The 19,172-nt window shown below is 58.9% G+C and carries 18 protein-coding genes and 1 other RNA gene; 16 read left to right on the forward strand and 3 right to left on the reverse strand.

From position 1 onward, the window contains the following. The first annotated feature begins 156 nt into the window (after positions 1-156). From zipA to AC3WRD_RS11775, 11 genes are all read left to right on the forward strand, one after another. A complete protein-coding gene (gene zipA, locus AC3WRD_RS11725; RefSeq protein ID WP_102622571.1) occupies positions 157-1,023 on the forward strand; it encodes a cell division protein ZipA in 867 nt (288 codons plus the stop codon). A gap of 86 nt (positions 1,024-1,109) precedes the next feature. Continuing rightward, entirely contained in the window at positions 1,110-3,467 is a 2,358-nt protein-coding gene (gene ligA, locus AC3WRD_RS11730) for an NAD-dependent DNA ligase LigA (protein ID WP_102622570.1), read from the forward strand. A 165-nt stretch (positions 3,468-3,632) separates the two neighbouring features. Next, on the forward strand, positions 3,633-4,799 hold the full coding sequence (locus tag AC3WRD_RS11735) for a zinc-binding metallopeptidase family protein (RefSeq protein ID WP_102622569.1): 1,167 nt from the start codon (positions 3,633-3,635) through the stop codon (positions 4,797-4,799). Positions 4,800-4,910: 111 nt separating this feature from the next. Continuing rightward, an RNA gene (gene ffs / locus AC3WRD_RS11740) (signal recognition particle sRNA small type) lies at positions 4,911-5,007 on the forward strand. Positions 5,008-5,247: 240 nt separating this feature from the next. After that, positions 5,248-5,700, forward strand: coding sequence for a hypothetical protein (locus AC3WRD_RS11745; protein ID WP_102622568.1), 453 nt, complete (start codon positions 5,248-5,250; stop codon positions 5,698-5,700). After that, positions 5,693-6,040: a hypothetical protein gene (locus AC3WRD_RS11750; RefSeq protein ID WP_102622567.1), complete on the forward strand. Its 348-nt coding sequence runs from the start codon at positions 5,693-5,695 to the stop codon at positions 6,038-6,040. The genes AC3WRD_RS11745 and AC3WRD_RS11750 overlap by 8 nt, the downstream gene beginning before the upstream one ends. Positions 6,041-6,075: 35 nt before the next feature. Then, a complete protein-coding gene (locus AC3WRD_RS11755; protein ID WP_102622566.1) occupies positions 6,076-8,043 on the forward strand; it encodes a P-loop NTPase family protein in 1,968 nt (655 codons plus the stop codon). 44 nt (positions 8,044-8,087) lie between these two features. Beyond that, positions 8,088-8,645, forward strand: coding sequence for a hypothetical protein (locus tag AC3WRD_RS11760; protein ID WP_102622565.1), 558 nt, complete (start codon positions 8,088-8,090; stop codon positions 8,643-8,645). Between the two features lie 185 nt (positions 8,646-8,830). Further along, positions 8,831-9,973, forward strand: a complete 1,143-nt coding sequence (locus tag AC3WRD_RS11765) for a polymorphic toxin type 44 domain-containing protein (protein WP_102622564.1) — start codon at positions 8,831-8,833, stop codon at positions 9,971-9,973. A gap of 49 nt (positions 9,974-10,022) precedes the next feature. Then, the gene (locus tag AC3WRD_RS11770; RefSeq protein ID WP_256580666.1) at positions 10,023-10,373 is read left to right on the forward strand and encodes a hypothetical protein; all 351 of its coding nucleotides are present in this window, start codon (positions 10,023-10,025) and stop codon (positions 10,371-10,373) included. 184 nt (positions 10,374-10,557) lie between these two features. Continuing rightward, the gene (locus AC3WRD_RS11775) at positions 10,558-11,016 is read left to right on the forward strand and encodes an OB-fold protein (protein WP_371858599.1); all 459 of its coding nucleotides are present in this window, start codon (positions 10,558-10,560) and stop codon (positions 11,014-11,016) included. A 66-nt stretch (positions 11,017-11,082) separates the two neighbouring features. On the opposite strand, the gene AC3WRD_RS11780 is transcribed toward AC3WRD_RS11775, so the two are convergent. Continuing rightward, a complete protein-coding gene (locus tag AC3WRD_RS11780; RefSeq protein ID WP_102622562.1) occupies positions 11,083-11,832 on the reverse strand; it encodes a substrate-binding periplasmic protein in 750 nt (249 codons plus the stop codon). 145 nt (positions 11,833-11,977) lie between these two features. On the opposite strand from AC3WRD_RS11780, the gene dnaX reads away from it, so the two are divergent. The 5 genes from dnaX (at position 11,978) to AC3WRD_RS11805 (ending at position 17,539) form a co-directional block, all read left to right on the forward strand. After that, complete coding sequence (gene dnaX / locus AC3WRD_RS11785; protein ID WP_102622561.1) at positions 11,978-14,062, forward strand: DNA polymerase III subunit gamma/tau; 2,085 nt, start codon at positions 11,978-11,980, stop codon at positions 14,060-14,062. Positions 14,063-14,129: 67 nt separating this feature from the next. After that, entirely contained in the window at positions 14,130-14,468 is a 339-nt protein-coding gene (locus AC3WRD_RS11790) for a YbaB/EbfC family nucleoid-associated protein (RefSeq protein ID WP_007951650.1), read from the forward strand. Positions 14,469-14,615: 147 nt separating this feature from the next. Continuing rightward, complete coding sequence (curA, locus tag AC3WRD_RS11795; RefSeq protein ID WP_102622560.1) at positions 14,616-15,650, forward strand: NADPH-dependent curcumin/dihydrocurcumin reductase; 1,035 nt, start codon at positions 14,616-14,618, stop codon at positions 15,648-15,650. A 66-nt stretch (positions 15,651-15,716) separates the two neighbouring features. Next, a complete protein-coding gene (recR, locus tag AC3WRD_RS11800) occupies positions 15,717-16,319 on the forward strand; it encodes a recombination mediator RecR (protein WP_096822493.1) in 603 nt (200 codons plus the stop codon). A gap of 71 nt (positions 16,320-16,390) precedes the next feature. Continuing rightward, the gene (locus AC3WRD_RS11805) at positions 16,391-17,539 is read left to right on the forward strand and encodes an acyl-CoA dehydrogenase family protein (RefSeq protein WP_102622559.1); all 1,149 of its coding nucleotides are present in this window, start codon (positions 16,391-16,393) and stop codon (positions 17,537-17,539) included. Positions 17,540-17,683: 144 nt separating this feature from the next. On the opposite strand, the gene AC3WRD_RS11810 is transcribed toward AC3WRD_RS11805, so the two are convergent. Then, positions 17,684-18,232 carry an adenine phosphoribosyltransferase gene (locus tag AC3WRD_RS11810; protein ID WP_003223345.1) on the reverse strand — a complete coding sequence of 183 codons (549 nt, stop codon included), beginning with the start codon at positions 18,230-18,232 and terminating at the stop codon, positions 17,684-17,686. Positions 18,233-18,310: 78 nt separating this feature from the next. Then, positions 18,311-19,045, reverse strand: coding sequence for a fumarate/nitrate reduction transcriptional regulator Fnr (fnr, locus tag AC3WRD_RS11815; RefSeq protein WP_007951654.1), 735 nt, complete (start codon positions 19,043-19,045; stop codon positions 18,311-18,313). Positions 19,046-19,172 lie beyond the last annotated feature (127 nt).

The following is a 19,172-nucleotide window of genomic DNA, read 5'->3' on the forward strand; positions in this document are numbered from 1 at the left end:
TGTAAAGTTGTCTTTGGTCGTGCTAGTTTAATGTCAATTTTTCGTATACGTGGGCAAAACGCCTGTCAGAACATAGAGTTGGCGCCACGTTTTAAAGCGGTTTGCACAGTGTAAACCCCTTATTTTTCAGCATTTTTTATAGAGGCACGGGATTACATGGAAATCGGTCTGCGCGAGTGGCTGATCGTCATCGGCATCATTGTGATAGCCGGTATTCTTTTCGATGGCTGGCGCCGTATGCGCGGCGGCAAGGGAAAACTGAAATTCCGTCTTGACCGAAGTCTGTCCAACCTGCCGGACGAGGACACCAGCGCTGAGCTGTTGGGCCCGGCCCGCGTACTGGACAACCATAAAGAGCCGCAACTGGACGAACACGACCTGCCATCGGTGAGCATGCCGGCCCGCGAAGCACGCGAGCCTCGCGAATCCGGTTCCAAGCGCGGCAAGCGCGGCAGCAACGGTCCGGCCCAGGGCGACCTGAACCTCGATCTGGACCTGGACGGCGGCCCGAGCTTCAGCAGCCGTGACGATGATTTCATCGAGCCGGTCGCCAAGGCGTCGCCGGCAGTTGCCGATAAAGATCAGCCGCAAGCCGAAGAAGTATTGGTCATCAGCGTGATCTGCCGCGACCCGGCCGGCTTCAAAGGCCCGGCACTGTTGCAGAACATTCTGGAAAGCGGTCTGCGTTTCGGCGAGATGGATATCTTCCACCGTCACGAAAGCATGGCCGGTAACGGCGAAGTGCTGTTCTCCATGGCCAACGCGGTCAAGCCGGGCATCTTCGATCTGGACGACATCGACCATTTCAGCACCCCGGCGGTGAGCTTCTTCCTCGGCCTGCCAGGCCCGCGTCATCCGAAGCAGGCCTTCGACGTGATGGTCGCGGCAGCACGCAAGCTGTCCCAGGAACTGAACGGCGAATTGAAAGATGACCAGCGCAGCGTCCTGACCGCGCAAACCATCGAGCACTACCGTCAGCGCATCGTCGAATTCGAACGTCGCGCCCTGACCCAGAAGCGTTGATTGAAAAGGTTGCCTCGCGATAAAGAGGCAATCGGCAAATAGATTGAGCAGCCTCGGCTGCTCTTTTGCTTTATGAGAGAACACCCATGACTGCCGCCGAAACCCGCATTCTAGAGCTGCGTGCTGAACTCGATCAGCACAACTACCGTTACCACGTCCTCGATGAGCCGAGTATTCCGGATGCCGAGTACGACCGGTTGTTCCACGAGCTCAAGGCGCTGGAAGCGGCCAACCCGGAACTGATCACCAGCGACTCGCCGACCCAGCGCGTCGGCAGCGTGGCGCTGACCGCGTTCACCCAGGTGCGTCACGAAGTGCCGATGCTCAGCCTCGGCAACGCCTTCGAAGAAACCGACATGCGCGAGTTTGACCGTCGGGTGACCGAAGGTCTGGACCTGCCGGCCGGCGATCTGTTCGGCGGTGGTGCAGCGGTGGAATACAGCTGCGAGCCGAAACTCGATGGCCTGGCAGTCAGCCTGCTGTATCAGGACGGCGTGCTGGTACGCGGCGCCACGCGCGGCGACGGCACCACCGGCGAAGACATCAGCGTCAACGTGCGCACCGTGCGCAACATCCCGCTGAAGCTTCACGGCGAAGGCTGGCCGGCGACGTTGGAAGTGCGCGGTGAAGTGTTCATGTCCAAGGCCGGTTTCGAACGCCTGAACGCCTCGCAACTGGAAGTCGGCGGCAAGACCTTCGCCAACCCGCGCAACGCCGCCGCCGGTAGCCTGCGTCAGCTGGATTCAAAGATCACCGCCAACCGTCCGCTGGAATTCTGCTGCTATGGCATCGGTCAGGTGTCCAACGACATCGCCGACACCCACATCGGCAACCTCAAGCAACTGCAAGCCTGGGGCATGCCGATCAGCCACGAATTGAAACTGGCCAAAGGCATTGGCGAGTGCCTGGATTACTACCGCGATATCGGTGAGCGCCGTAACTCGCTGGCCTATGAAATCGACGGCGTGGTGTTCAAGGTCAACAGCATTGCCGACCAGCGCGAGCTGGGCTTCCGCGCCCGTGAGCCGCGCTGGGCCATCGCCCACAAATTCCCGGCGATGGAAGAACTCACCGAGCTGCTCGATGTGGAATTCCAGGTCGGTCGCACTGGTGCGGTCACGCCTGTGGCGCGGTTGAAACCGGTCAAGGTTGCCGGCGTCACCGTGGCCAATGCCACGTTGCACAACATGGACGAAGTCGCCCGGCTGGGCCTGATGATCGGCGATACGGTGATCATTCGCCGCGCCGGTGATGTGATTCCGCAAGTGGTGCAAGTGGTCATCGAGCGCCGCCCGGAAGATGCGCGCCCCGTGCAAATCCCTGAGAGCTGCCCGGTCTGCGGCTCCCACGTCGAGCGCACGCAACTGGTCAAACGCAGCAAAGGCAAGGAAACCATCAGCGAAGGTGCGGTGTATCGCTGCGTCGGCCGACTGGCCTGCGGTGCGCAACTGAAGCAGGCGATCATTCACTTCGTTTCGCGACGCGCCATGGATATCGAAGGCCTCGGCGACAAGAGCGTCGAGCAGTTGGTGGACGAAGGTCTGGTCAGTTCGCCGGCCGATCTCTACGCGCTGAAGTTCGATGACATCGTCGATCTGGAAGGCTTTGCCGAGGTGTCGAGCAACAAGTTGCTGGCCGCCATCGAAGACAGCAAGAGGCCGGGTCTGGCGCGGTTCATTTATGCGCTGGGTATCCCGGATGTCGGCGAGGAGACGGCCAAGGTGCTGGCGCGCTCGCTGGGGTCGCTGGAGCGCGTCCAGCAAGCCTTGCCGCAAGTGCTGACGTACTTGCCGGACATCGGCCTGGAAGTGGCGCACGAGATCCACAGCTTCTTTGAAGATGCGCACAACCAGCAGGTGATCACCGAGCTGCTGGGTCACGGTTTGCAGATTCAGGATCAGGGTGAGCTGGGCGCCGAGTTTGCCGCGAGTACAACGCTGGGCGGTTTCCTCGACAAGTTGCACATTCCTTCGGTCGGGCCGGGCGGGGCGCAGAAGCTGGCGGACAAGTTCGAATCGCTGGAAGGGGTGATGAACGCTGACTGGCTGGACATGCGCCAGGCATTGCCGGAGAAACAGGCCAATTCGGTGCGTGAGTTTTTTGAATCGCCTGAACATCGGCAACTGGCTGAAAGCGCCGAGAAGCAACTGCGCGATTTCGGCATGCACTGGCAGAGCGAGAAGAAAGTCGTCGAAGGCCTGCCGCTGGCCGGGGAGACCTGGGTGCTGACCGGCAAGGTCGAGCTGATGAGCCGCGACGTCGCCAAGGAACACCTGGAAAGCCTCGGTGCCAAGGTCGCCGGTTCGGTGTCGGCCAAGACCCATTGTGTGGTTGCCGGGCCGGGCGCCGGGTCGAAACTGACCAAGGCCAACGAACTGGGTGTGAAGGTGATGGATGAAGAGGCGTTTATCGCGTTCCTGAAAGGACACGGTATCAGCGCCTAACTGATCGACAGATGATCGTTCCCACGCTCCGCGTGGGAATGCCGCCCCGGACGCTCCGCGTCCGCTGTGACGCAGAGCGTCACGGTATGCGTTACCACGCGGAGCGTGGGAACGATCTGTTCGCGGGAATGATCTAGTCTTGGCAAGCCCAAGGGAGAGATCGCCATGTACCGCTTTTTCGAGCAGCTCAGTTCCCGCATCGTCGCGCCGTTCATGGGCGAATCTTCACGCAACAGCAAAGTCTGGCCGTGCCGTTGCGGCCAGTCGTTGTTCTTTCGCAACAGTCAGTGCCTGGCTTGCAACGCGGCGCTGGGTTATCAACCGGAACACAGTCGGCTGACGTCGCTGCAACCGGGGCCGTTTGAAGGCATCTGGACGCTGGATGCCGATCCCGAAGCCGGCCTGTTCCGGCGCTGCGCCAACCTCGATACCCCGGCGGCCTGTAACTGGCTGCTGCCCGCCAGCGATCACGACACCCTGTGCGCGGCTTGCGATCTGAATCGCACCATCCCCGATCTGTCCGTCCCGGAAAACCCCGAACGCTGGCGCAAGGTGGAAATCGCCAAGCGCCGACTGGTCGCACAACTGATCAGCCTCGGCCTGCCGGTCATCCCGAAAACCGTCGACGAAGACACCGGCCTGGCGTTCGATTTCATCGGTGTCGATCTGGAAGGCAACGCGCCGATGACCGGCCACGCCAACGGCCTGATCACCCTCTATATCGCAGAGGCCGACGACGCCCACCGCGAGCAGGTTCGGGCGCAGATGCACGAACCCTATCGCACATTGCTCGGGCATTTTCGCCATGAGGTCGGGCATTACTACTGGGATCGGCTGATCGACAACGGCCCTTGGCTGGGTTCGTTCCGCAACCTGTTCGGCGACGAGCGCGCCAGTTATGCCGAGGCGCTGGAGCGACATTATCAACAGGGCGCACCGGCGGACTGGTCGCAGCATTACGTCAGTGCCTACGCCACCATGCACCCGTGGGAAGACTGGGCGGAAACGTGGGCGCATTACCTGCACATGATGGACGCGGTGGACACGGCGCTGGGTTTCGGCATGAGCGCCCGGGAGATGGACCTCGATTATCAGCCGTTTCCATCGAGCACGCTGTACGACCCTGAGCATCCCGGCGGCGCGGCGTTCCTGTCGTTCGTCAACGCGTGGATCGAACTGGCCGGCATGCTCAACGAACTGTCGCGCAGCATGGGCCAGCCGGATTTCTATCCCTTTGTGCTGCCGCCTGCGGCGATCGCCAAGCTGCACTTCATTCATCTGGTGATCCAGCAAGAGGGCGGCCGGGCCGACGAGGTGCTTCAGGCGCAATAGCAAGTGCTTGAAGCCCTTCATATTTTTTATCTACAACCAGCGGTTGTAACTTCGTCTCAGATAGGTACAATGGCGCGGCTCGCCGACAGGTGAGCGTCGTTATGGTGACCCTATCGGTCCCCCCGCAACGATTACCCGTGAACCTGGTCAGAGCCGGAAGGCAGCAGCCACAGCGGGAACATTGTGTGCCGGGGTGTGGCTGGTAGGGTTACCACCTTAACGAACAACGAACGAGTCAACACCGAACTGCATGGGTTTCGCCCACTGCGGTTTTTTTATGCCTGCGATTTGGCGAAGCACGCAAATTCTTCCTGTGGGAAAGTCCCGTCTCGCAATGCCGCCATATTTAATGAGATGTCCTTCCTGTCCTGCACGTGCTTTTAACCATCGCAGATGAAGGCTGTCATACTCCGTTACCCAGCATTGAAAACTAGTCTAAGTGGGTGAAATGGATAACTCGACCCAAGCAAAAATTCGGGACTGGCAGCTACGCCGCCTAGAGATCAAGGAGCAGATGCAATTGCATCCCGAAAAGACCCTTGAGCTTTCGAGGGTGCTCGATCTCATGGACGAAGAGCATGCTGCGATTCTAAGTGGTGCAACCGCTAGCAAACGCGTGGATGAACCTCAGCAAGACATGTCTCTCGATCTGATACTGAATTCCGGGCCTTCAATTCACATGGTTGCGGAGAAATGTGATCTGCAGTTGCGCGTGACTGCCGAGAATCCCGAAAATTTGCTCAGGCTGCTCGAAATGGCGGCTTGTGAGTTGAAGGGGAAAATCGGTGCCGAGGGAGCCAGCGTAGGGAAGGGGAGTGGCAGATATCCCGGAGAGATGTCGGGCACTTTCGGGGGCTATCGCTTTGAGCTTCGAATCAATGACGAGGTCAGCCATGAGTGATTCGAAATGGATGGCAAAGGAAAACTTGGCAGAACACTTGGCGCCACTCCTTGACCATTTTGAGGTGAAGTGGCGCGGGCATGGGGTTATCTATGTCGACCATCAGGATGGCAATATCCAGATCGCCGAAAGGATCCTTTACCGCTTGAGCACCACTCTGGGGGTGCCGATTGGAGAGGTACGATCCAGATTGGTCGAATTGGGTTGGCTCAATGATGTTCGCCATGTCACGCCGATGATAAATGAAGTGGTGCGGGTGTTTGAAGAGCGTGATCTCTGGTCAGCGGATGATCCTGAGGAGAATGACCCCGAAATGAATGAAGACTTTGGCCGGGATTGAACTTGTGATGTGCCCTGCCTTAGCTAAGAGGACTTATGCACCCGGAACATTTTGATTTATCCAGTCCTGCGTTCCTGCCCGTTACAGAAGCTGTATGCGCGAGCTTACTTCTTGCAGGTGGCACAAAAAATCTCGATGCCCTGACCGATCCGGAACTGGCAGCGGTGCTGGTCATTCAAAATTTGGCACAAATGGCTGAAAAAGACCTGAACGCCGTCGCAGCGGAGACGATTCTGGTCAAACTCATTGGGTGGGCTGTAGATTCTCGCCGTTCGGGGGGGGCAGGCTTACTATCCGAAGCACAGCGGTTATTCCACCCTGGCAAGTTCTACTTCGGACTGAATGCCATCAAGCGTGCGAACTTGCGTTTCTTATTGGCAGATGAAGTGTCGGCGCGAGAATACCTGTTGCCGGATGGCAAATGGGATGTCGGGTACAAAATCCGCCATCATAAGACCCATAATCCATTCAGCCATCAGATGGTTACACCCAAACATCGGGAGCGCTGGTTGAGCTCTGCGCAGGACAAATTGCTCAGAACCTTTCGCGCCAACCTTGATGAGGATTTGCACGTCCAGGGTTATGCGGGGATAGGCAAAAGTCACCTGCTGGTCGCGCTGCTCGAGCACTTGCGACCCGATCGGACGTTGTTACTGGCGCAAACCGATGCAAAACTGGAAATCCTGCGCAAACGCATGAAAGGATTCATCGAAAAGAAGGCCGGAAGGACCTTTCAGCAATTTGCCCAGTCCCTGTTGCTCGGCCGCCGGCCACCGTTCACCAATACCCCGACGCGGGTTGTGAGCAAGCAAACCGTGGCGCATGAACTGAATATTTTTGGCTTCCGTCATCACGACGGGCAGGCGACGCTGGATGTCTGCTTGCAAGTGATCGAGCGCTATTGCCGCTCCCGAGAACATAGCTTTTCGATTAACCACCTGCCGCATTTCAATCAGCCATTGTCACGGACGGATGCCACAGTTCTGCTCGAATATTCAAGTCGGCTATGGGGCTACCTTGATTTGAATCCAGCGTGGGACAGCCTGACAGGGTTCGATGCGTTATTGATGGTTAAGCGTGCGAGCTTGGCCGATTGCATGGTACCGGCGCGTTATACGCATGTGCTGATTGATGAGAGCCAGGATATTCCGGCTTCGCTGCTGCAAATCATCGAGCGTGGCCGTCAAGTGTTAATTACCCTTGGAGATGAGTACCAACAGGCTAGCGGTGTGGAGGTTAAAAGGAAGCGTGAAGTGCGGCAAAGCGACATTAGCTTTTCCGTACGCTCCGGCCGTGATGTCGAGCGTCTGGTCAACCCGCTGATATTCCGTCATTCGCAGAAGAGCAAGATACCGTTTGAAGGCGCACGTGACGCTGATGTCGGTATTGAGCATTATCCGATCGGCTTCGTGCCGCCCGAGGGTTGCGTTATTTTTACTGCCTCCCGCTGGGACATGATGAAGTGGGTTATCGAACTGCATGATGCCAACTGCGCATTTGACTTTGCGGATATGGAAGAGCGGAAAAAGCAAATCCTTTTCATGAACACTGCTATCAAATTATTTAATCCGGACTTTTACAGTGTTGAGCTTGGCGAAAGCGATGTACCTCCGGACTTCATTGATATGCCCGATTGGCAATCTGTCTGTAGCGCCAATCAATACGATGGGGCTTTTCATTGGGTTAAAACCAAGCTGGAAAAAGGCTTCAAGATTGCGGATCTGACGCGGATGAATCGGATGATTGGCAATGCTGGCAAGCGCTGCGTGCTGATGCTGGCTGAGAGCGCAGGGGGGATGGAGTTCGATAAAGTTCTACTGACTCCTGAGTTGCTCACTACCGAGATGTTCAAACATGCCTATGAGTTTGATCAGCGAATCTGCGCCGTATACATCGCGATTTCCCGCGCAAAAGTTAAGCTTTACGTTCCTATCGATGTGGTCGAGTGGGTCGATTACCACGAATCTCGAAAACCGAAATTCCGTGAGTTGGCCGGCTGCTGATTGCCGCTACTTTTGCGGATGAGCAGCAATGGAAAAGGGGTCGTATGTCCGCCGATTTGCAATCTGCTTGCGAACGATTCGACAAAGCGCTGTCCAGTTTGCTGGACATGAATGCTGTTCTGCGAGAGGACTTGGAGGTTCTACTCGCCGCTTTTCCCGATCAGAGCGGTCAGGTGCTTAGACGAAGTTTTGTCCGTGCGTCGTGGGCTTATGTTGAGGCTATTACGTTCGCCTTCAAAAACATGGCAACACTATTGGTGGATGAGGGCGCGTGCGAGATGGATCCGAAGGATAAGGAGTTTCTGAATAGTCAGCGATTTGAGGCGGTCGAGAATGTAAAGGCGACAATGAAGCTCGCCGCTAAGGCCTTCAGCGTTCCCGAGCGAAATCTTGGAGGTGGAGCTGACTGGCGCCATGTAAAACCGAGTAATTCGGTCAGGAACCGATTGCTACATCCTAAATCAGTGGAGGACTTGCAGGTATCAAACGCCGAATGGGAGAGCCACAAGAGCGCCTTTGATTGGTTTGTACGTGCCTTTGATGGCCTTCTTACGGACATAGTGGCCAATGCCAACAGCAGGGATACGGGAGGCAGTCCCTGAGCTTGAAGCCTTTTGCAGGCGGGCCGGCATCAACAGAAACTGAAACTGTGTCCTCAGGCAATTCTTGCTTCAAGATCGGATTTTTCCTAAAGACCATCCGCCGATACGTACGGTACTCTCGCGGTGCCTGCAAAGCTCTTTCACCTCCAATGACGGAGGTTTTCTGTTCGACACAAGGACGACGAATGATTTCTTCTGCTCGATTGGGAGACAAGCATGTCTGCCCATTACCGGGACACGGTACAACCCCAATCGCGTCTGCATCTGCTGATACAAATATCAATTTCATGGGGTCCGCTCGTGTGGGCGATTCCTGTGGGTGCGGCGCTGTCATCACCACGGGATTTCCATCGATTCTGGTAAATGGCCGTCCTATGGCTCATTTAGGAAGCCCTACCAGTCACGGCGGAACGATCATCACAGGATCAGGTGATGTCGGTGGTGGCTTCGTCATGGGGGACGCAGGAGGGGCAACAATCATCAACTTCATGGCGCTGGGAGCGATTCGTCCAAACGGCACGGTAGACGAGGAAAAAATGGCCACGCTACTCGCCGATCCGCGGTTGAAAGAGAAGGCTGTAGCGGCCAACGCACTTGTAGATACTGGCACTCCACCCCCGGAACAGCAGGCAGAGAGCCTGCAGTCTCCTGTATGCGACCATCCTGACCAGATGGAACCGCTGGCTAACTATATCGCTGGTGAGATGAACCGAAACATCCTGAGCCCTGAGGTTTCAGCGATGCAAAAGCTCTATAGCTATGATCCGGCTTCACCGGACAGGAAGCCTCCGCTATTCAAGGGGGCGGGCGGTCCAACTTCCCGTCTCCTCGGCAGTTACATGGATATAGCCGCAGCGTGGACAATCTGGGCAGGTAAAGTAGGCCCGAGAATGGACTGGGACCATAAGCCGAAGTTGCGCAAACTCTTTGTTGGCGTTTATCACAAACAGGGAGGCTACGATTACTTCTACGACATCTGGTCGAACATCCATTATGGGTATGTCGGAGTCGTAGCGGGCATGTCAGAGAGCGAACTACTGGATGGCGCCGGGGCTGCGCAGTTTTTGTCAGATGCCGCCACCAAGGCTGGCGAGTTGAGCAGGCCTGAGGAGGAGAGAGTCCATCCCGGTCCGCATACGACGGCGAGCCCGTGGTATGAACCGCGATCCTGGGATGATGTTGCCGATAGAGTATCAATTCAAATCGGGATGAGGCTCGCCAAGCAGCATCCTGCAGGTGGAGTGACCGCGAAGATGATCATGGATGAAGTTGTAGCAATACCACCAGAGAACTGGGGAGATGGAGTTCGTGCTCACAAATGTCAGTAAGAGTCGCACATGGTTGATGCGGATACTCTGCATACCAGTCGTGTATTTAGTGATCACTCACTGGGACATAGCTTTGCCGACGGTGAATGTTCACTACTCTAAAGCAGGTCGGGACGAGTTTCGGTATATCTGGAACGTGCAGGATCGTATCTACAAAGGCGGGATGCTCCCAGGTGGAGGGGCGATGGACAATGGCGTCCTTTTTCCTGACGACGAATTCTTCATGGAGTTTTCGTGGTGGAGCAACAAGGGTGGTCGTAATCATTGCATCAGCATCACACCCAAATGGCCAAACACGGACATCTATCTCGACGCAGATGGCAACATTGATATGCGGAAAGAAAGTGGTACTGACGCAGATCGTTTGAAAGAGTGTCAGTGGGATTTGGCCAAGCCCTGAACGGGCAGTGCTCCTAATATCGTTTCGATGATGGCAACTGGCCTTGCGTCGGTACGGCCAGTTCTAGAGAATCATCTCGCTCCAAATCGTCGGACAACATCGGCGAACGTTTGCAATGCAGTAATGGAAAACTCGACTATCAGAGGAAGACAGGCGTGAAAAACTGTTCAAGTGGGTCGGCATCATCATCGGTGTTCTGTTCGTCATCGGTTTCATCAGTAACGCGATGAAATCTCCAGAGCAGAAACAAGCGGAGGCGGTGGCGCTTGCCGAGGCGAAAAAGGCCCGTGCTCAAGTAGAGCTGGAAAAGGCAAAGCAGGAACTGGCAGCTACGCCGACTGTGACGGCTGGTGACATTGCTGTTGCCTACAACGAGAACACCGTTGCTGCTGATCAGAAGTTCAAAGGCAAAAAATTCAAGGTCTCGGGGACGGTCACGGACATCAATACTGACTTCATGGGCAATCCGTATCTCACATTGCGTGGCGGTGTGAACCAGTTCATGGAGCCTCAGTTTTCCTTCGAAAAGAGTGATGCCAATGCACTTGCTTCGCTCAAAAAGGGTACGAAGGTCACTTTGCTGTGTGTCGGAAAGGGTGACGTAGCCAAGATCCCGATGTCAGGTTCTTGCGCTCTGCTTTGATTGGTTCAGTGGGTGCGAAGAAGGGACTTGTTTTATAAGTCCCTTTTTTTGTTTTCGTCAGACGGCTCACGGTTCACTACCCGAACCACCGGTATACAACCGGATAATGTCATCAATCTCCCCCGACATTTTCATCTGCAGCAACGTCCTCAATATCCGCTGCACCGGCACTTTCGGATCGTTGCGGACGTAGCAGCCGACCTGCTGCTCCTGCAATACCGCCAGCCCTTGCAGTTGCTGCCCCGGCAGCAGGCGCTGGTTGAACCAGTCCAGCGTCCATTGATTGCTTACGGCATAGCGATAACGGCCGGCCAGCAGTTTGTCCAGCACCTGTTCCTGGTTGCGTGCGTCTTCGCGCCATAACCGGTCGGCGTCGAACAGCGGCTGCAGCGTGGGGTAGCTGTAGCCGAGCACGGTGCCGATCGATTGGCGGGGCAGGTGGGCCGGATCGACGCTGGAGGGTTGATCCTGGCGGCCGATCAGCAGGTCGCGCTGGAAGAGCAGCGGGATGCTCCAGATGTAATTCCCGGACAGGTTCGGCAGCCACGATTGCGAGGCATAACAGCGCACGTCGACTTCGCCGTGTTCCATGGCGTTTTGCACGCGGGTGCGGGGCAGGACGTGAAACTCCGCCGGCACGCCGACCTGGGTCGCCAGGCTGAGCATCATGTCGTAAAGGATGCCCTGGGTCGGGCGGCCGCGTTCGTATTGCGCCAGCGGCATCGCCCAGCTGTCGGCCATGGCGAAGCGCAGCGGCGGCTGCGCGGCCATCGCGTTCAGGCTGATTCCCAGTATTGCCCCCACGGCCCACCGCATAAATGCTCCGGTAATTCCCGTTCCCGTGCCGACAAAAGCCTCCGCCCATGCAGCTTAGCCAGAATAGAAGAGCGCACCGGATGCAATTTTGCCCTTGCTCCGCTAGCATTAGCCGCTTCTGCTTCCTTTGCCGCGACGGTTTTCGATGAGTTATCAGGTTCTTGCACGTAAATGGCGTCCGCGCTCGTTCCGCGAAATGGTCGGCCAGACCCATGTGCTCAAGGCTCTGATCAATGCCTTGGACAGCCAGCGCCTGCACCACGCCTACCTGTTCACCGGGACGCGGGGCGTCGGCAAGACGACGATTGCGCGGATCATCGCCAAATGTCTGAACTGTGAAACAGGTATCACTTCAAGCCCGTGCGGCGAGTGTTCGGTGTGCCGGGAGATCGATGAAGGGCGCTTCGTCGACCTGATCGAGATCGACGCCGCGAGCCGGACCAAGGTCGAGGACACCCGCGAGCTGCTCGACAACGTGCAGTACGCCCCGAGCCGCGGGCGCTTCAAGGTCTACCTGATCGACGAAGTGCACATGCTCTCCAGCCATTCCTTCAATGCGCTGCTGAAAACCCTCGAAGAGCCGCCGCCCTACGTCAAGTTCATCCTGGCGACCACCGACCCGCAGAAACTTCCGGCAACGATTTTGTCGCGATGCCTGCAATTCTCGCTGAAGAACATGACCCCCGAGCGGGTGGTCGAGCATTTGACCCATGTTCTCGGCGCGGAAAACGTGCCGTTCGAAGACGACGCCCTGTGGCTGCTCGGCCGCGCGGCCGACGGTTCGATGCGCGACGCCATGAGCCTGACCGATCAGGCCATCGCCTTCGGTGAAGGCAAGGTGTTGGCCGCCGATGTGCGGGCAATGCTCGGTACGCTGGATCACGGTCAGGTCTACGACGTGCTGCACGCGCTGATCGAAGGTGACGCCAAGGCGTTGCTCGAAGCCGTGCGTCACCTGGCCGAACAAGGGCCGGACTGGAACGGCGTGCTCTCGGAAATTCTCAACGTGCTGCACCGCGTCGCGATCGCCCAGGCCTTGCCGGAAGGCGTCGACAACGGCCACGGCGACCGTGACCGGGTGCTGGCACTGGCCCAGGCCTTGCCGGCCGAAGACGTGCAGTTCTATTACCAGATGGGCCTGATCGGCCGCCGCGACTTGCCGCTGGCGCCAGACCCGCGTGGCGGATTCGAAATGGTCCTGCTGCGGATGCTGGCCTTCCGGCCGGCGGATACGGCGGACGCCCCGAGGCAACCGCTAAAGCCAGTGGGGATCAGCCAGGCCACAGTTGATTCCGCAAACTCAGTGGCTGCCGCGCCGAAACCTGCGCCGGTAGTTGCTGCGGCTGTTGCGCCGGCTCCGGTGGTTGCACCTGCGCCAGCGCCTGCTCCCGAGCCCGCCCCGGTTGCCCCGGTGATTGCGCCTGAACCCCTGCCTGAGCCGGAACCAGAGCCGGTCGCCGTCGAGGAAGTCGTCGATCTGCCGTGGAATGACCCGGTAGAACCGGCTCCTGTGCAACAGCCAGCGGTCGAGCCGGTGCTGGAAACCACCGCCGAGCAGCCTGACCTGCCGCCGATGCCGCTGCCGACCCCGGACAGCGTCGTGCCGGATGCGCCGGAGTGGGCCGCCGCGCCGATCCCCGAGCCGTCGGTGGCCGAGGTCGATGCCGCCACGCCGGGCATGGACATGGACGACGAGCCGCCGCTCGACGAAGACTACATCGAGCCGGACATGGATTCGGCCTACAGTTACCTCGACGATCTGGCCAGCGAACACGCGGCCGATCCGGTCCCGGAGCCCGAGCCGGAACCCGCCGCTGCGCCGGCCACCGGTCTGGCCCTGCAATGGCTGGAGCTGTTCCCGAAACTGCCGATTTCCGGCATGACCGGTAGCATCGCCGCCAACTGCACGCTGATCGCGGTCGACGGCGACAACTGGCTGATGCACCTGGACCCGGCTCATAGCGCCTTGTTCAACGCCACCCAGCAGCGTCGGCTGAACGATGCGTTGAACCAGTACCACGGCCGCACGCTGAACCTGAGCATGGAGCTGATCAAGCCCGAGCAGGAAACCCCGGCCCAGGCCGCCTCCCGGCGCCGTGCCAACCGTCAGCGCGAGGCGGAGGAGTCGATCCATGGCGATCCGTTCATCCAGCAGATGGTGCAGCAGTTCGGTGCGGTCGTGCGACACGATACTATTGAACCTGTCGACGCCCTGGTCAGTCAGGGCTAATAACTGAAGGCGTTCGGCGCAAATCGCCGGACGCTGTATTGATCCAAGTACTTTTGAGGTGATTACCATGATGAAAGGTGGCATGGCCGGCCTGATGAAGCAGGCGCAGCAGATGCAGGAAAAAATGGCCAAGATGCAGGAAGAGCTGGCCAACGCAGAAGTCACCGGTAAGGCCGGCGGCGATCTGGTCACCGTGGTGATGACCGGTCGTCACGACGTGAAAAAAGTCAGCATCGACCCAAGCGTTCTGCCGGGCCTGGACGAAGACGACCGTGAAGTGGTCGAAGATCTGGTGGCCGCTGCCGTCAACGCTGCCGTGCGTCAGATCGAAGCCAACAGCCAGGCCAAGATGGGCAGCATGACCGCTGGCATGAACCTGCCGGCCGGTATGAAACTGCCGTTCTGATTCGCCTTTGCGGATTGGATGAGCTACAAAAAATGCCAGGCATCGCGCCTGGCATTTTTGTTTCTGGCTGAAGAAGCATCGAACGCGCAAAAGCCACCAAGGTCTGCTCCCTATACCCCGAATTCATTATTCAAAGGAGACGCTGACATGTCCGACCCCCTGACCCTCAATCAACGCATCGTGCTGGCCTCGCGTCCGGTGGGCGCGCCAACACCCGAGAATTTCCGTCTGGAGCGCGAAGCGCTGCCGGCGCTTGAAGACGGCCAGTTGCTGCTCAAGACCCTTTACCTGTCACTCGATCCCTACATGCGCGGGCGCATGAGTGACGCACCGTCCTACGCGGCGCCGGTACAAATCGGCGAGGTGATGACCGGTGGGGCTGTCAGCCGGGTCGAGCAGTCGCGTCATCCAAAATTCCAGGTCGGCGATCTGGTGGTCGGCGCCACGGGTTGGCAAAGCCACAGCCTCAGCGACGGGCGCAACATCATTCCGATCCCGTCGGGGCTGCCGAGCCCGTCGATGGCCCTCGGCGTGCTGGGCATGCCGGGCATGACCGCTTACATGGGGCTGATGGACATCGGCCAGCCGAAGGCAGGGGAGACCCTGGTGGTCGCCGCTGCTTCTGGCGCAGTAGGTTCGGTGGTCGGGCAGGTGGCGAAGATCAAAGGCCTGCGCGCCGTCGGCGTGGCCGGCGGTGCAGAGAAGTGCAAATACGTGGTCGAGGAGCTGGGTTTCGACGCCTGTATCGATCACAAGGCGTCTGACTTCGCCGAGCAATTGGCCAAGGCCTGCCCGAAAGGCATCGACGTCTATTACGAAAACGTCGGCGGCCATGTCTTCGAAGCGGTCGTCCCGCTGCTCAATCCCAAGGCGCGGATCCCGCTGTGCGGCCTGATTGCCGGCTACAACGCCACTGAAGTACCGAAAGGTCCGGATCGTCTGCCCGCACTGCAACGCACCTTGCTGACCAAGCGAGTACGCATTCAGGGCTTCATCGTGTTCGACGACTATGGCGACCGTCAGCCGGAATTCATCAGCGCCATGGTGCCGTGGGTGCGCGAGGGCAAGGTGAAATTCCGCGAAGACGTGGTCGATGGCCTGGAGCAAGCGCCGCAAGCGTTTATCGGGCTGCTGGAGGGGCGCAACTTCGGCAAACTGGTGGTGCGGGTCGCCCAGGACTGAGGATTTGACGCTGGCCGGAGGCGCGGGTATAAACCGCGTCTCGTTGTTTTGTCGGACTTTTTCCCCATGAGCTTCAGCCCTTTGATTCGCCAACTGATCGACGCCCTGCGAATTCTGCCGGGCGTGGGTCAGAAAACTGCCCAGCGTATGGCGTTGCAGTTGCTCGAACGTGACCGCAGCGGCGGCACGCGCCTGGCCCAGGCCTTGAGCCAGGCCATGGAAGGGGTCGGACACTGCCGCCAGTGCCGCACGCTGACCGAAGACGATCTGTGCCCGCAATGCGCCGACACACGCCGTGACGACACGCTGCTGTGCGTGGTGGAAGGTCCGATGGACGTCTACGCGGTCGAGCAGACCGGGTTCCGTGGGCGCTATTTCGTGCTCAAGGGGCATCTGTCGCCGCTGGACGGGCTCGGCCCGGAGGCCATCGGCATTCCGCAGTTGATGACGCGGATCGAAGAGGCGGGCACCTTCACCGAAGTCATCCTCGCCACCAACCCGACTGTGGAAGGTGAAGCGACGGCGCACTACATCGCGCAATTGCTCAACAACAAAGGCCTGATCGCCTCGCGCATCGCTCACGGCGTGCCGTTGGGTGGCGAGCTGGAACTGGTGGACGGCGGCACGCTGGCTCACTCGTTTGCCGGGCGCAAGCCGATTTCCCTCTGAACCACACAATCCTGTTGAAAACCAAGCAAGCGCTCGGTTAAGTTCGGCGAACCCTTCCATGGAGTTCGCCGATGCCTGCCTTCCAGGAATACTTTGACCCCAGCCACCAAATGGTCCGCGACAGCGTCAGACGTTTCGTCGAACGCGAGATCCTGCCGGACATCGATGCGTGGGAAGAAGCCGAAAACTTCCCCCGTGAGCTGTACCTCAAGGCCGGTGCGGCCGGCATCCTCGGCATCGGTTATCCCGAAGCGCTGGGTGGCAGTCACGAAGGTGATCTGTTCGCCAAGATTGCCGCCAGTGAAGAACTGATGCGCTGTGGCTCCGGCGGGTTGGTGGCCGGGCTCGGTTCACTCGATATCGGTCTACCGCCAGTCGTCAAATGGGCCCGGCCAGAAGTCCGTGATCGCGTCGTGCCTCAAGTGCTCAGTGGCGAGAAAATCAGCGCATTGGCTGTCACCGAACCGGGTGGCGGTTCCGACGTCGCCAACCTGCAGACCCGCGCCATCCGCGACGGCGATCATTACCGGGTCAGCGGCAGCAAAACCTTTATCACCAGTGGCGTACGCGCGGATTACTACACCGTCGCGGTGCGTACCGGTGCGCCCGGGTTTGGCGGCATCAGCCTGCTGTTGATCGAGAAGGGCACGCCCGGTTTTACCGTCGGTCGGCAGCTGAAGAAAATGGGTTGGTGGGCGTCGGACACGGCTGAGTTGTTCTTCGATGATTGCCGGGTGCCTGTGGGAAACCTGATCGGCGCGGAGAACATGGGGTTCGCCTGCATCATGGGCAACTTCCAGAGCGAGCGGCTGGCCCTGGCGTTGATGGCCAACATGACCGCGCAACTGGCGCTGGAAGAGAGCCTGAAGTGGGCACGGGAGCGGCAGGCGTTCGGTAAGCCCATCGGCAAGTTCCAGGTGATCAAGCATCGCCTCGCCGAAATGGCCACGGCGCTGGAAGTCTCGCGGGAGTTCACCTACCGGCAGGCGGCGAAAATGGCGGCCGGGCAGAGCGTGATCAAGGAAATCTCCATGGCCAAGAATTTCGCCACGGACACCTCGGACCGGATCACCACGGAAGCGGTGCAGATTCTTGGCGGGCTGGGTTATATGCGCGAAAGCCTGGTGGAGCGGCTGTATCGGGATAACCGCATCTTGTCGATTGGCGGCGGGACGCGGGAAGTGATGAACGAGATCATCAGCAAACAGATGGGGCTTTAGATTTTGTGACTGATCGTTCCCACGCTCTGCGTGGGAATGCAGCCCGGGACGCTCCGCGTCCCTTCCAAAGCCGAACGCGGAGCGTCCGTTGAGGCATTCCCACGCGGAGCGTGGGAACGATCGGGAGTCGCGGAGCGGGGTTGCTTACTTGTCGGTCAGCGCAAACTGCGTCAGGCAGAACGTAGGAATGCCCATGTCCTCAAGACGCTGCGAACCACCCAGTTCCGGCAGGTCGATGATCGCCGCTGCTTCGTGAACGCGGGCGCCCATGCGCCGGATCAGGTTGGCCGCTGCGATCAGCGTGCCACCGGTGGCGATCAGGTCATCGAACATCACCACCGAATCGCCTTCACACAGGCTGTCGGCGTGCACTTCGAGGAACGCTTCGCCGTATTCGGTCGCGTAGCCTTCAGCCAGCACGTCCGCCGGCAGTTTGCCTTGCTTGCGAAACAGCACCAGCGGCTTGTTCAACTGATACGCCAGCACCGAACCGATCAGAAAGCCCCGCGCATCCATCGCGCCGATGTGGGTGAAGTCGGCTTCCACATAACGGTGGGCGAAGCTGTCCATCACCAGGCGCAGGGCCTTGGGCGACTGGAACAGCGGGGTGATGTCGCGAAAGATCACGCCCGGTTTCGGGAAATCGATCACAGGGCGGATCAGGGATTTGATGTCGAAGGAGTCGAAGACCATCGTCGAGGTGTCCTGGCAGGGCTGCAAACGGCGCAGTATACCCGCGGCTGAAACGATACGCTCGGCCGCGGGTCGAGATCAGACTTCGAGCGAGCCGCCGGCCAGGGCGCAGAGCTGGATCGGGTCGAGGATATGGATTTCCTTGCCCTCGGCGGCGATCAGTTCGTTTTGCTGGAAGCGGGTGAAGACCCGGGACACGGTTTCCACCGCCAGCCCCAGGTAGTTGCCGATTTCATTGCGCGACATGCTCAAACGGAACTGGTTGGCCGAGAACCCGCGAGCGCGGAAGCGGGCCGACAGGTTGACCAGGAACGTGGCGATGCGCTCGTCGGCGGTTTTCTTCGACAGCAACAGCATCATTTGCTGGTCGTCGCGGATTTCGCGGCTCATCACGCGCATCAACTGACGGCGCAGCTGCGGCAGTTGCAGGGCCAGTTCGTCGAGGCGTTCGAACGGAATCTCGCAGACCGAGGTGGTTTCCAGAGCCTGGGCAGAGACCGGGTGTTTCTCGGTGTCCATGCCGGACAGGCCCACCAGTTCGCTCGGCAGGTGGAAACCCGTGAGTTGTTCTTCGCCGGTATCGCTCAGGCTGAAGGTCTTCAGGGCGCCGGAGCGTACTGCATAAACGGAATCGAAGGTGTCGCCCTGGCGGAACAGGAACTCACCCTTTTTCAGCGGGCGGCCACGTTTAACGATTTCGTCCAGCGCATCCATGTCTTCCAGATTCAGCGAAAGTGGCAGGCAGAGAGGGGCCAGGCTGCAATCCTTGCAATTAGCCTGGTTGTGAGCGCGCAGTTTAACTGGCTCGGACATTTCTTAAATCCTTGTGGGAAAACACACATAAGGCGTAAGGGTAACCCAGGGGAGGACATTCAGGCCAGCCTGTGGCGAGATTGCTCCCACGGCATAAAGCCGCAGGGATGACGGCCGATAAACAGGT

The organism is Pseudomonas sp. FW215-R2 (assembly GCF_058789255.1).

Coding starts and splice junctions, on each gene's coding strand:
- zipA (WP_102622571.1), top strand. CDS start 157: ATGGAAATCGGTCTGCGCGAGTGGCTGATCGTCATCGGCATCATTGTG.
- ligA (WP_102622570.1), top strand. CDS start 1,110: ATGACTGCCGCCGAAACCCGCATTCTAGAGCTGCGTGCTGAACTCGAT.
- AC3WRD_RS11735 (WP_102622569.1), top strand. CDS start 3,633: ATGTACCGCTTTTTCGAGCAGCTCAGTTCCCGCATCGTCGCGCCGTTC.
- AC3WRD_RS11745 (WP_102622568.1), top strand. CDS start 5,248: ATGGATAACTCGACCCAAGCAAAAATTCGGGACTGGCAGCTACGCCGC.
- AC3WRD_RS11750 (WP_102622567.1), top strand. CDS start 5,693: ATGAGTGATTCGAAATGGATGGCAAAGGAAAACTTGGCAGAACACTTG.
- AC3WRD_RS11755 (WP_102622566.1), top strand. CDS start 6,076: ATGCACCCGGAACATTTTGATTTATCCAGTCCTGCGTTCCTGCCCGTT.
- AC3WRD_RS11760 (WP_102622565.1), top strand. CDS start 8,088: ATGTCCGCCGATTTGCAATCTGCTTGCGAACGATTCGACAAAGCGCTG.
- AC3WRD_RS11765 (WP_102622564.1), top strand. CDS start 8,831: ATGATTTCTTCTGCTCGATTGGGAGACAAGCATGTCTGCCCATTACCG.
- AC3WRD_RS11780 (WP_102622562.1), bottom strand. CDS start 11,832: ATGCGGTGGGCCGTGGGGGCAATACTGGGAATCAGCCTGAACGCGATG.
- dnaX (WP_102622561.1), top strand. CDS start 11,978: ATGAGTTATCAGGTTCTTGCACGTAAATGGCGTCCGCGCTCGTTCCGC.
- AC3WRD_RS11790 (WP_007951650.1), top strand. CDS start 14,130: ATGATGAAAGGTGGCATGGCCGGCCTGATGAAGCAGGCGCAGCAGATG.
- curA (WP_102622560.1), top strand. CDS start 14,616: ATGTCCGACCCCCTGACCCTCAATCAACGCATCGTGCTGGCCTCGCGT.
- recR (WP_096822493.1), top strand. CDS start 15,717: ATGAGCTTCAGCCCTTTGATTCGCCAACTGATCGACGCCCTGCGAATT.
- AC3WRD_RS11805 (WP_102622559.1), top strand. CDS start 16,391: ATGCCTGCCTTCCAGGAATACTTTGACCCCAGCCACCAAATGGTCCGC.
- AC3WRD_RS11810 (WP_003223345.1), bottom strand. CDS start 18,232: ATGGTCTTCGACTCCTTCGACATCAAATCCCTGATCCGCCCTGTGATC.
- fnr (WP_007951654.1), bottom strand. CDS start 19,045: ATGTCCGAGCCAGTTAAACTGCGCGCTCACAACCAGGCTAATTGCAAG.